Source organism: Geminocystis sp. NIES-3708 (assembly GCF_001548095.1).
Lineage (GTDB): Bacteria > Cyanobacteriota > Cyanobacteriia > Cyanobacteriales > Cyanobacteriaceae > Geminocystis.
In genome coordinates this window covers 2,686,628-2,699,922 of the sequence record NZ_AP014815.1, presented here as the reverse complement: position 1 = coordinate 2,699,922, position 13,295 = coordinate 2,686,628, and the positions used below count along the sequence as shown (strand labels likewise).

Annotated in this window: 7 protein-coding genes; 3 read left to right on the top strand and 4 right to left on the bottom strand. The window is 31.6% G+C overall.

What is annotated here, in order from left to right; translation table 11 throughout:
* Window positions 1-540 precede the first annotated feature (540 nt).
* A complete protein-coding gene (locus tag GM3708_RS11845) occupies window positions 541-1,407 on the bottom strand; it encodes a tetratricopeptide repeat protein (protein ID WP_082714221.1) in 867 nt (288 codons plus the stop codon).
* 201 nt (window positions 1,408-1,608) lie between these two features.
* Window positions 1,609-2,637 (bottom strand): pyruvate dehydrogenase (acetyl-transferring) E1 component subunit alpha, encoded by a 1,029-nt coding sequence (gene pdhA / locus GM3708_RS11840; protein ID WP_066347165.1) that lies wholly within the window; start codon window positions 2,635-2,637, stop codon window positions 1,609-1,611.
* Between the two features lie 251 nt (window positions 2,638-2,888).
* Here pdhA and GM3708_RS11835 point away from each other — a divergent pair, with 251 nt between their 5' ends.
* On the top strand, window positions 2,889-5,180 hold the full coding sequence (locus GM3708_RS11835; protein WP_066347164.1) for an IMS domain-containing protein: 2,292 nt from the start codon (window positions 2,889-2,891) through the stop codon (window positions 5,178-5,180).
* A gap of 103 nt (window positions 5,181-5,283) precedes the next feature.
* Here GM3708_RS11835 and GM3708_RS11830 read toward each other — a convergent pair whose 3' ends face one another.
* Window positions 5,284-6,036: an isoprenyl transferase gene (locus GM3708_RS11830; protein ID WP_066347159.1), complete on the bottom strand. Its 753-nt coding sequence runs from the start codon at window positions 6,034-6,036 to the stop codon at window positions 5,284-5,286.
* A 622-nt stretch (window positions 6,037-6,658) separates the two neighbouring features.
* Window positions 6,659-9,538 carry a response regulator gene (locus GM3708_RS11825; RefSeq protein WP_066347156.1) on the bottom strand — a complete coding sequence of 960 codons (2,880 nt, stop codon included), beginning with the start codon at window positions 9,536-9,538 and terminating at the stop codon, window positions 6,659-6,661.
* A gap of 240 nt (window positions 9,539-9,778) precedes the next feature.
* Here GM3708_RS11825 and cimA point away from each other — a divergent pair, with 240 nt between their 5' ends.
* On the top strand, window positions 9,779-11,440 hold the full coding sequence (gene cimA / locus GM3708_RS11820; protein WP_066347154.1) for a citramalate synthase: 1,662 nt from the start codon (window positions 9,779-9,781) through the stop codon (window positions 11,438-11,440).
* Window positions 11,441-11,500: 60 nt separating this feature from the next.
* Window positions 11,501-13,144 (top strand): DUF6930 domain-containing protein, encoded by a 1,644-nt coding sequence (locus GM3708_RS11815; protein ID WP_066347152.1) that lies wholly within the window; start codon window positions 11,501-11,503, stop codon window positions 13,142-13,144.
* The last annotated feature ends 151 nt before the right edge of the window (window positions 13,145-13,295 follow it).

Below are 13,295 nucleotides of genomic sequence, written 5' to 3'. Positions count from 1 at the left end.
ACAATACAAGTTTTTTTCAGAATGTCAGTGACAAAAATATCTTATGAAATTGATAAGGCTGTCAGAACTAACGATTATGACCATAATTGACTAATCTGAAAACTGCTGTAAGTTATCTGTGCATTGTCAGATTTATTATAAATTTTAAGTTTATCACCTTTAGAGCTATTTACCATCAAAATTAATCACTTTCGGATGAAGAAAAATGATAAAAACAAGATAAGTGGAGAATTAAAGTAGTAGATATGTCGAATATTAAAAAAATTCGCAATATTTGTCTATTTTGGAGAAAGTTTTATTTATTCACAAAAACATAATCTTCCTGTGTGCAAAATCTTCCAAGTCAGTTATCAGCTATTTTTATGTTGATTAAGTACTATTTTTACTAATAGATTTAGATAAGCTGAGGGGCATCTAAGTTGACAGGTGAAGCTATTCAGTGTGTAATAGGCTAGAGTTTTTTTATTTTTTTACTAATTTGAAAAAATCTCAAAAAAATGTATCTAGGCTTATATTTTAGTTTCTCATGAATTTTGTAATTTATTCTTGGGAAGAAGGTGATTTTTTGCCAACTAGAGGTTGAATATCGGGATTCTGGAAAAATTTAGCAGTATCTGCTAACAATTTTTCTCCCCACAAATTTTCTTTCAAAAATTCTACATCTCCGTAACTGTTATCAATTTTTAATGCTTCTTTACCCAATTGAATTGCTTCTGCTTTTTTTCCTTGATTGTATAATGCTACTGCTACTGCTAACATTGGTTCAGCTTGATTTTTGTCAATACTTAAAGCCTTACGCCATGATTCAACCGCTTTATTGTTTTGACCTTTTTCATACTCAACTAAACCAATATTATTGATAGCAGGCCAAAATTCTTTTTCTAATTTGACTGCTTTTTGATAAGAAGAAATTGCTTCTGAATATTTTGTTAATTTGAAATAAGCATTACCTAAATCAAAGTATGCTTGTGGTACTTCTTTATTTATTTTTAATCCAGCTTGTAACTCTTTCACAGCCGAGTCATAATCTCCCAACTGAAAATAGGAATTACCCAAAGAAAAAAGTACACTTGAGTCCTCAGGTGCCAGTCTTTTAGCTTCTTGTAAAGCCTTTACTCCCGCTTCAGTTTCTCCTGCTTGAATTTGTAATGTTCCTAAAACAAACCAAGGTTCATATTGATTAGGAGATAATTGTACAGATAATTTTGCCCTCGATAAAGCTAAATCAAATTCCCGAAAACGCATCAATTGCACTGCGTCTTGTAATAATTGTGCACCATAAGAATCTAAAAATTCGCCATTTAATTCTGGTGTATAAGGTAATAAGGTTTGAGCTTTTAGACTTGGAGTAGCAGAAAAAATACTGATAAAAGCGACAATAGATAATAGGTAATGACGAAATAACACTTTTTTTAAGTTAATAATTAACAAAATAACAAACTCAATGTTAGCATACTTGAAGATAATAAGAAGTTGATAAAAATAAGGGTATTTTAACTAATTGAGGTAAATATCATCTATATCGAACTTAGATGAACTCTAGTAAATATAAAGATGTTTTCTACCAGCGTACTTGTTAATTGTTAATTGTTAATTTGTTAATTATTCCTAATCTTCCGCAAAAATATAACGATATAATTCACTAGGATCTGGTTCAGGACTAGCTTCTGCAAACTCTACCGCCTCGTCAATGTCCTGTTGTACTTTTTTATCAATAGCATCTAATTCTGTTTGAGAAACGATATTATTTTCTGTTAAATAAGTAGCAAATTTTTTGATGGGATCTCTCGCATTCCAAAATTCTTTTTCTGTCGCATCTCTTAATTCATCAGGATCTGCTAAAGAATGACCACGAAAACGATAGGTTAACGCTTCAATTAAAGTTGGTCCTTCCCCAGCTCTAGCACGAGCAATCGCTTTTTGTGCTACATCTCTGACTGCCAATAAATCCATACCATCAACTTCATAGCCTTCCATGTTAAAAACACTGGCTTTTTTATAAATTTCTGGTTGAGAAGTCGCTCTTTCATGAGCCATACCGATCGCCCATTTATTATTTTCGACAACATAAAGAATAGGTAATTTCCATAATGCCGCCATGTTTAAACACTCAAAAAATTGACCATTATTACTAGCACCATCACCGAAGAAACAGACAGTAACTTGATCAAAATCTTCTCCTAAAGCCTTTTTACGATACATACTTTGATAAGCTGTACCAGTAGCTACGGGAATACCTTCAGCAACGAAAGCATATCCGCCTAATAATTTATGAGCCGCCGAGAACATATGCATTGATCCACCACGACCTTTACTACAACCTGTTGCTTTTCCAAAAAGTTCTGCCATAACTTCCTTCGCAGGTACACCACTACTTAAAGCATGAACGTGATCCCTATAAGTGCTACAAACATAATCTTGATCAGGACGTAATGATTTTACAATACCGCTAGAAACGGCTTCTTGTCCATTATAAAGGTGAACAAAACCAAACATTCTACCACGATAGTACATTTCAGCACACTTATCCTCAAATAAGCGTCCTAAAACCATATCTTCATAATAAATTAAACTTTCTTGTTTAGTAATTTTAACTGTAGAATAGTCAAATTTGGGGAGAGTTCTTTCTTCAGCCATAGTAATTTATTTTAGTTATTCATAGATCATTATTAAGTATCGGTGAATAATAATCAATTTTTTGGATTTGGAGGTGATAACATTATTTCATTATTTACTTCTGTACGTTTACCGTAATAATAATTTTGAACTAGAAACTTTATCCAATACTCAAAAATATGAGTTAAAATTTTCTTGTCTATCACTTAGTCAATGCTAAGATCTCAAATTGGTAAACAAAATCTTCCTGCAATCTCAATAAAAAGTAAGTCGTGCAAATTTCTTTAGATTACTACCGCATTCTCGGCATACCCATTCAAGCTGAATTAAACTTGATTGAACAAGCCTATCAAGATCGCATTCTTCAGTTACCCCACAAGGGTTATAGTGAATATGCTATTACTTCTCGTAATAATTTATTTCAACAAGCCTATAATGTTTTAAAGGATAATGAATCTCGTCTAGAGTATGAATCCTCTTTCTTCTCATCAGTAACAGAAACGGAAGATTTGATCGAAGATGAAGAAGAAACAGAAGAATCAATAGGGGTATCAGACGAAAATTTAGATGTAGTCAGGGATACAAATATTGAGATTGATGAGAGTTTGTTTATTGGAGCTTTAATAACTTTATTAGATTTAGGAGAATATGAGTTAGTTATAACTTTAAGTCAGCCTTATTTAAAAGATAAAAGCAGTTTAAATAATTTTAGTGATCAAGAAGAACAAATAAGCATTATTGAGCAAGATTTAGTTTTAAGTGTAGTTTTAGCTTATTTAGAACTAGCTAGAGAGCAATGGCAGGAAAAACAATACGAATCAGCATCTCATTCTTTAGCAGAATCTTATCAATTATTATTTCAAGAAGATTTATTCTCTAATTTAAGAAAAGAAATTAAGCAGGATTTAGGTAAATTACGCCCTTATCAAATATTAGAGTTATTAACGAAGGAAGATGCCGATATTCATGGACGACAAAAAGGAATTAAATTGCTCAAGGAAATGTTTAACCTGAGAGGAGGTATTGAAAGTCAAGTTACAGATGAATCTGGATTAGATATTGATGGTTTTTTAAGGTTTATCCAACAAATTAGGGTTTATTTAACTCCAGAAGAACAACAGGTATTATTTGAAGAAGAAGCTCAACGTCCTTCCCCTGCCGCAGGATATTTAGCCGCCTATGCTGGAATTGCAAGAGGTTTTACCGAAAGACGACCAGAATTTATTATTCGGGCAAAAAATAGTCTTATTTCTCTGACTATTCATCAAGATGTTTATTTAGAGCAATCTATTTGTGCTTTATTATTAGGACAAACTGCTGAAGCTGAATTTTCTCTGAGTCAAAGTCGAGAAAAAAAAGTAATTAGCTATATTCAAGAAATGTCACAGGGTTCTCCTGATCTTTTACCCGGATTGTGCATTTATACTGAAAAATGGCTACAAACAGAAGTTTTTCCCCAATTTAAAAATTTAGCTTCTAAAAATTACTCTTTACAGGAATATTTTGCCAATGATCGAGTACAAGCATATTTAGAAACTATTACTAATCCATTAAGCAATGATTCAGAGGATAGTCAAAGTCAAGAATTTATTTCTCCTGAATTAGAATTACCATTCGATATTGAACAAACTTCTCATCAATCTTATTCTTTTACCCAATTTAATGATCTAAAAGAACAAACAGACTATGAAGAACAAATAATTAACGAAAATTATACTTCATCTTCTACTTCTGATCTTTCTGAAATTAATCTTAGCTCTGGTGATGTAGAAAATGACAAGATTAGTTTATTAGTTTCTGATGAAGAAGATAACGAAGATTTAATTGGTTTTAATGATTTTCTCGAAGCGGAAATAGAAGAAGATCAAAATCCATCACAAAATTCCTCTTATAATGTTACGGCTGAAAATCCTTCTATCAAACAAGAGACTAATTATGTAGCCAAAGCACCTCAAACTTCCATAAATCCACAGACAAAAACTTCTTCAGAAAGTGATAATAATCTCATTATTGGTTCATTATTAGGTTTATTGTTTTTAATTGCTATCGCTTTTGGGGCATCCAAATTATTATTGTCTTCTGAATCTTCTGAGGATAAATTACAAATTTCTATTTCTGAACCACTAATAGAATTACCTCCTAATAGTGGTGAAACTGTTAATCAAAAAATGGACAAGTTAGATCAAGATACGGCACTCAAAATTATTAATCAGTGGTTAAATGCTAAAGCCCAAGCTACTGGACCTGAATATAATTCAGGTGAATTAACTAAAATATTAACGGAGCCACAACTATCTCGATGGGTTGCCAATAGTCGTGATTTGAGAAATAAAAACGCCTATAAACGATATGAGCATCAAGTCAAAGTAGAATCTGCTAAAGTTAATCCTCAAGATGTTACCCAAGGCATTGTTACTGCTAAAATTAGCGAAAAATCTCAGTATTATCGAAATGGTGCATTAATTCCTAGTTTATCCTATGAAGAAAATTTATTAGTTAAGTATGAGTTAATTAAAGATGGCGATCGCTGGTTAATTAAAAATAGTCAAATAATTAAAAATTAGGAATTATAGTAAGGGAAGACGCATTTAACTTTTCATTTCAGTAAAAATAGATAAAACTCTTATCCATTGACTTTTTTTGCTCATGACTATATAAATTCTAAAATTATTGATTTAATTTACCAAAACGACGATCTCGTTTTTGATAGTCTAATAACGCCTGACGAAATTCCTGACGATTAAAATCGGGCCATAAAGTTTGAGTAACATAAATTTCACCATAAGCCATTTGCCATAAAAGAAAATTACTTAAGCGCATTTCACCACTGGTACGAATTAATAAATCAGGACTGATTAATCCTTTTGTATAAAGATGATTTTCTAATAATTCTTCGTTAATATCATTTAATTGTATCTTTTCTTCCTTCACCAAAGATGCGATCGCCTGACAAGCATAGAGAATTTCTTGACGAGAACCATAATTAGTTGCAATATTAAATTGAATACCCTTATTATTAGCAGTTTTTTCCATAGAATGAGCGATTTCTGCTTGTAGAGATTCGGGTAAAGCCTTTAAATCACCTATAAAACGAATTTTGACATTTTCTGCCATCATTTCTTCTAATTCACGACGTAAAACTCTCTCAAATAACGTCATTAAAAATTCTACCTCATGGGCGGGTCTTCCCCAATTTTCCGTTGAAAAAGCATAAGCAGTTAAAACTTTAACACCCCAATCATCACAACACCGTAGTAAATCCTTAAGGGCATCTACCCCTTTCTGATGTCCGACAATGCGGGGTAAACCACGATTTTTAGCCCAACGTCCATTACCATCCATAATCACCGCTACATGAGCTGGAATCCGTTGTTGATCTAAATCAAAAGGTAATTCAATTAAACTTTGCTGAACACTCATTGGGAATTAATAATAAAATTTTAGGGCTTTTTGAACAAAAATAATCTAGTTAAATACACATGATTAGCTATGCTATTAAATTTTATCTTAAATATAGCAGTCCTAAATCATTGGTGAAAAACAAAATAATATTCTTAGGATTTGCACATCACTACTAAAAATTAATGGTTTCGAGATTCCTACACAAGCTCAGAATGATAAAGTATAGTTGTTAAGTAAATAAATATAATTAATTTGTAGATTTTATTTTCCCTAAGCTTTTGGTAACAATAGGTTTAAACCCGTTGCCTCTATACAATTAATTTTGTCTAAGTAAGGGTTGCTGTTGGGAATCAGAAGTCTATCAAAACTAAAGTTTTATATATACTACACTAATAAAAAAGTGTACAGTTTTAGCAAGGGGTTTAAACCCCTTATTTACTCAAAGAGCAGGTAAATATTGTACAATTACAAACTCTTATGCTACAAATCAAAACCATTAAAACCTTTGCCTTGCAAATCGTTGCCCTACCCCTTCCTCATACTTTTTGAGCAAACCCCAAATATTTAGTACCTACATACTAGATCTAAAGTTCTAATTAATACTGAATTCTGACTTTTTTTCTTATCAATATCTTACAAATCAAAGAGTATTTTTATAGGAGTTTTCCACTTCTAAAAATTTTGATAAAATCGATTGTAATGCTGATAACTTAATGGGTTTAGGTAAATAATCTTTCATTCCTATTTCTCGACACCTCTTCTTATTTTCATCATCATCATGGGCTGTCATAGCGATAATTATTGGTAGGTTTTCTGAGGAGAAAAGTTCATAAATTTTTTTTGTAGCAGTTATACCATCCATTTCGGGCATTTCTACGTCCATGAAAATAATATGATAAAATTGTGATTCCATCGCTGAAATAACTTCTTTACCGTTGTTAGCAATATCTGCTTTGTAACCCAATTTTTTTAAAAAGCTAATAATTAATTTTTGATTAACTCGATTATCTTCGGCTATCAAAATTTTTATTTCCTGAGATGATATTTTTTCCGTTAAAGTTTCTAAATTTTTAGTCACGGCAATAGTCGAATTTTCGGAAGTCGAATTTTCGGAAATTGACTCATAAATATATTCCAGATGCAAAAAATGTTGTAATTTATCAAAAATAATCGCTGTCATAAAAGGTTTGCTAACCACATCATCACACCCTGATTTTAAAATATGATCTTTTTCTTCCATAAAAGCATGGGCAGTTAATGCGATGATAATAGGGCGATAAAAAGAGTTTTGATTTTTTTCACGAATAAGCCTTGTTGCTTCATAACCATCCATTTCTGGCATACCTATATCCATCCAAATTAAATGAGGTTGCCAATTTTCAGTAATTTCTACGGCTTCTTTACCGTTAACGGCTTCTTTCAAGGCAAAATTTAGCGGGGTTAATAATTTTCTTAAAAGTAAACGATTTTGCTCATGGTCATCGACAATTAAAATACGATAAATAGGAGTATTAACTGCTAAACTAATTATTTTTTCTGTGGGTAAAAGTTTATGTTCATTTTGAAAATCAATAGGGGTAAAATTGATCGTAAATGAAAAAGTAGTTCCTTCTTTAAACTTACTTTCAACTTTCATTTTACCACCCATTAACTCTACGAATTGGCGAGAAATTAATAAACCTAAACCTGTACCTTCTTTTGATTTTATTCCCGATGCTGTTTGGAAAAAAGGAGTAAAAAGTTTATCTATTTCTTCTGGTTGCATTCCCATTCCTGTATCTGTTATGGCAAAATAAAGCTGATTTTTTGTTAATAATTTTGCTACTAAAGTTATATTTCCTTCCTTAGTAAATTTTAGAGAATTACTAATTAAATTAAGTAAAATTTGTCTTAACTTACTCTCATCAGTAACAATAAATTCTGGTAAATTATCTGCTAAATTGAAAATTAAATCTATTTTTTTTTGTGTTGCTTTAATTTGTAGCATAGATTTTAAAGATAAAAGTAAATCATGAAGATTAAAACTATTTTCATTAAAATTAATTTGCCCTGCTTCAATTTTTGATAATTCTAAAACTTCATTAATTAGAGATAGTAAATGTTCCCCACTATTAATTATTATATTGATATTATCTTTATTATCTAAACTTAAATTATGATCATCTTTCATTAATTGCGAAAAACCTAAAATGGCATTTAAAGGAGTGCGCAATTCATGACTCATATTTGATAAAAAAATACTTTTAGCTTGGTTCGCTTTTTCTGCTAATTCTTTGGCAATATTTAATTCTTGTGTCCTTGTTAATATTTTTTCTTCTAATTCTTGATTTATTTTTTTTAGTTTATTTTCTTGACTAATTAAATTTTGAACTAAATCTGATAGACTTGAGGATAATAAAAGGATCTCATTTTTTCCTTGATAAAATTCACTAGAAAGAGGAAAAATACATAATGGTATTTCTCGATTTCCTTTACGAATTTGATCTGCTTCATTGGCAATTTTTAATAAAGGATTTGTAATTTGTTCCGCAATTTTCCAACCTATCAATGAAAAAATGGTAGCTAATCCTAACCCCCAAATTAAAATTTTTCTTTGTAAATCATCAGCAGATTTAAAAGCAATAGTAGTGGGTTGTTTAACAATAATATGCCACCCTAAACCTTCATAAGTAAGATAACCTTTATCTCGATGATGACTAATTAAATATTTAACTCCCTGAAAATTTTGTTTTTGACTGATTGATAACGGTTGCTGTAAATCAATGGAAGGGATAATATCATTAATCAATTTTCCTTCTGATTTTTCTTCTGAATCATAAATTATTTTTCCGTCTTTGCTAATAATAAAAATTTCAATTTGCTTATTTTTAGGAATACTCTGCATTAAAGAATTACTTAAGTTTTCTATCCATTGCCAACTTAAATGAGCCCCTAAAACCCCAATTACTTGATTTTTCTCGTTATATACTGGATATGCGACATCTAAAAACCTTAATTTTTCCCCATTAGGAAGAGGAGGTAATTTATTAGCTAATAATTTTGCTTCATGGACATCTCCAATAAAACCTTTTTTTAATCCTTCAATAAACCAAGGGCGTTTACTTACATTTACTTGTTCTAAAATACCTTTAGTACTAACTTCAACGATTCCTTCCCTATCAGCAAAACCTATCCAAGCATAACCTTCATAACTTTCTTGTAACTCATTTAATAAAAAACCACGATTGTTTTTGTATTCACCTTCTTTTCTAAACTCGGATAATTTTGACATATTCCGAACATCAATAGAACGTTTATACATCGAATGATCGAAGTTATTAATCAACTCATTGCTAATTTGTCTTAATAAAAAACTTTGGTCTTCTTCTACTTTGCTTTTGACAGACTGAAATACAATAAAGCTAAATATAATAGATAGAAAAAAGATTGTCACACCAAAAGAAATCCCTAATTTTTCCTTAAGAGTAAGATTGAGTAATAACTTATCTATTTTTAACTTTAGATGAGGAGAAAAAGACATGAAGGATCAAATATTGAAAAGCTATTATTTATTGTACTTCCTACCACAGATCTTAGACATCCGAGAAGAAAGAAATTTAAAATCAATTTTTGTTTACAAATCATCAATTCTTATCATCATTGCCTATTGCCTATTGCCTATTGCCTAACTTCACAAAAGTTGTCTATTAGTTATTTTTATTTCGTTAAAATGGTGATATACAATAAATTAGCTGTAACGTGAGATGGGGATATTTTAGGGATGAATGATCACAAAATTTGGTTATATGACACTACTTTAAGAGACGGGGCACAAAGAGAAGGTATTTCACTTTCTTTGGCGGATAAATTAAAAATTGCCCGAAAGTTAGATGATATGGGTATCCCTTTTATCGAAGGCGGTTGGCCTGGTGCAAATCCGAAAGATGTACAATTTTTTTGGGAGTTAAAAGAGCAACCTTTAAAACAGGCTAATATCGTGGCTTTTTGCTCTACCCGTCGCCCAAACCAATCTGCTGAAGCTGATCCCATGTTAAAAGCCATTCTAGCCGCAAATACCCACTGGGTAACAATTTTTGGCAAATCTTGGGATTTACACGTTACAGAAGGCTTAAAAACCTCTTTGGATGAAAATTTAGCCATGATTGAAGATACCATATCTTATTTGCGATCACAAGGAAGACAAGTAATTTATGATGCCGAACATTGGTTCGATGGTTATAAAAATAATCCTGAATATGCTTTAAAAACTCTTCAATCAGCTATTAAAGGTGGTGCAAAGTGGCTTGTTTTTTGTGATACTAACGGGGGGACTTTACCTCATGAAATTAGCCAAATTGTCTCGGAAATCGTAGGTAAACTTGATCTTAATTTAGATGATCCTGATATTCCAAAATTAGGTATTCATACTCATAATGATAGCGGTACAGCCGTAGCGAATGCCATCGCTTCAGTATTAGAAGGTGTCACTATGATTCAAGGCACAATTAACGGTTATGGTGAAAGATGTGGTAATGCTAATTTATGCACTTTAATCCCTAATTTACAGCTAAAGTTAGGCTATAAATGCCTTGAAGCAGAAGAATTAACCAAATTAACCCCTAATAGTCGTTTAATTAGTGAAATTGTCAATCTTGCTCCTGATGATCATGCTCCTTTTGTAGGGCGATCGGCATTTGCCCATAAAGGTGGTATTCATGTATCAGCCGTTGCTCGGAATCCCTTAACTTATGAACATATAGAGCCTGAATCTATTGGTAATGAAAGAAGAATAGTTATATCAGATCAAGCAGGATTAAGTAATATTATTGCAAAAGCGAAAACCTTCGGTATCGAATTTGATAAAAATGATCCTACTTGCAGAGAAATTTTATTGAAGCTAAAAGCTTTAGAAAGTGAAGGTTATCAATTTGAAGCTGCCGAAGCAAGTTTTGAATTATTATTACGAGAAGCCTTAAACCAGAGAAAAGAATTATTTGGTATTAAAGGTTTTCAAGTACATTCTGATATTACCATAGATGGTAAAACCCCTTATACTCACGCTTTAGCTACGGTAAAAGTTATCGTTGCGGAGGAAGAATTATTAGAAGTAGCGGAAGGAAATGGTCCAGTTTCAGCATTAGATCAGGCGTTACGTAAGGCGTTGGTGAAATTCTATCCCGAAATAGCCCAATTTCATTTAACAGATTATAAAGTACGTATTCTCGATGGCACAAAGGGAACTTCTGCTAAAACTAGGGTTTTAATTGAGTCTAGCAATGGTGAACAGAGATGGACAACAGTCGGTGTATCTACGAATATTATTGATGCTTCTTATCAAGCGGTAGTTGAAGGTATAGAATATGGTATCTTACTAGGTAGAGCGGAAATTAATTCTTCCAACTTTTTAGCAAAAAGCGAAGAGACTAGGAGACTAGGAGATTAGAAAACCATCTAGAAGAAAATCATCAACCTTTTATCGTAATTGTTCATTGTTAATTGTTAAATGACTTCCTTACCAGAAACTACAAAACATAGACTAAAACGTATTCCTCAAATTCCTCATGTGTGGGAAGGCGATCGCCGTTCGATTATGGGTATGATGGAAAATCTCGAAACGGACTTAGTTGATCATGGGGAATGTATTATTTGGGTAGATGGCAGTGAAGGTTTTGTGAGATCTATGGATGTAATGAACATCAAAACAGGACCAGAGGCTATGGTAAGAACATTATTGAAAGCCATTGAAAATCCTCATAATCCAGCGAAACCAGCCCGTCCACAAAAAATTGTAGTTAAAGATAGGGAGTTACAATTTTTTTTGCGAGGTGCATTACAGGGTTTAGACATTATTGTTGACTATCAATCGGAATTGCCTCTTTTAGATGAATTATGGCAAAATTTTCAAAGTATTCACACCGATAGTAATGAAAATATTTCTCCTGAATTATCGGAAGCCTTAGAAAAAATAGCCATTTCAGAAATTTGGGATCAACAACCATGGCACTCATTATCTGAAGAAGAAATTATCAAAATTGATATTAATCACTGGAATGTAGATAGTCTTTATGCTTGTGTGATGGGAATGTTAGGACAAGAATTTGGAGTGATTTTATATCGTTCTTTAGATTCTATGAAAAAATTTCGTCAACAAGTCATCGATTTAGCTGATTCTGCCGATGAAGGAGAGTTGGAGGCTATTTTTTTGCAACAAGATTGTTGGTTTGTTAATTTTTCTCAAGAAGACGGCGAAAATTTCTACTCTAAAGGTGATAATTTTTCAGAAAACAATATCGGAGCTATTTTTGGTAGTATTCATCCCTATGAAGGTATTAGACCTTTAAGAGAAGAAGAAGAAGTCTATCCAGTTTATTTGGCGATACAAGCACTTGGTCGATTTCTTCGTGAATGTGAAGAAGAATTATCTGAACAAGAAATAGATTTTATTAGTAAAGAATATACTTTAAATATTCCTTTAGAAGATTTATGGTTAAAAATCAATGTTTCTACAACTCCAGAATTAACTAAAGAATTAGAAGAACTTTTTGGTGATGAAGATGATGAAGATGACTATTATTTTGAAGAAGAAGATGAGCCTGAAATTAATGATACTTTAATTCCCGAAGGTACATTAGTTTCTTTCAGTAAAATGGAAGCTAGTTTATTTAACTCGTTACAGGGTAATTCTTCGAGTAATATTCCGCTAAAAACTTTTGAAAAAATAAAAAATAAAGCCTCAAAATCATTTTTTCCCGTTATTATTTTACAGACAACTCGTCCGAAAGCTCAAACAATTATTGAGGAATTAATTGAAGAAGATGGAGTGTTAAATGTCACTTTTAATGAAGGTTATGATCCTTATAAAGAAGTAAATTATACGTTAGGTATTTTACAAACCTTAGAAGAGAATTTTTATATTTTTGCCCAAATTCAACATGATCATGAAGACGATAATTTTATCAAACAACTCAACGAGTGGCGAGAATATGTTGCTAAGTTTTATGGTTATTGTGGTATTGTTATTGCTATGGGAGCAAAAGGTTCATCCCGTGGTAATCCGCAACCTAAAGATATTTTACATCTTTTTTATGGTGAATTAATAGACAGAGAAAAACTCGGTTTTGGTAAATTAGTTTTACAAATTGATTAACACTATATTAAACATATCTGAGATTGACATAACATTTTTGATGAAGCTAGGGAGTAAGAAACTAGGAGAAATATTTATAAATAAAAATATTTATCTGAGTATTTTAATTAAACATAATAATATTTTATTTACAGAATGCTATTTAAAATCT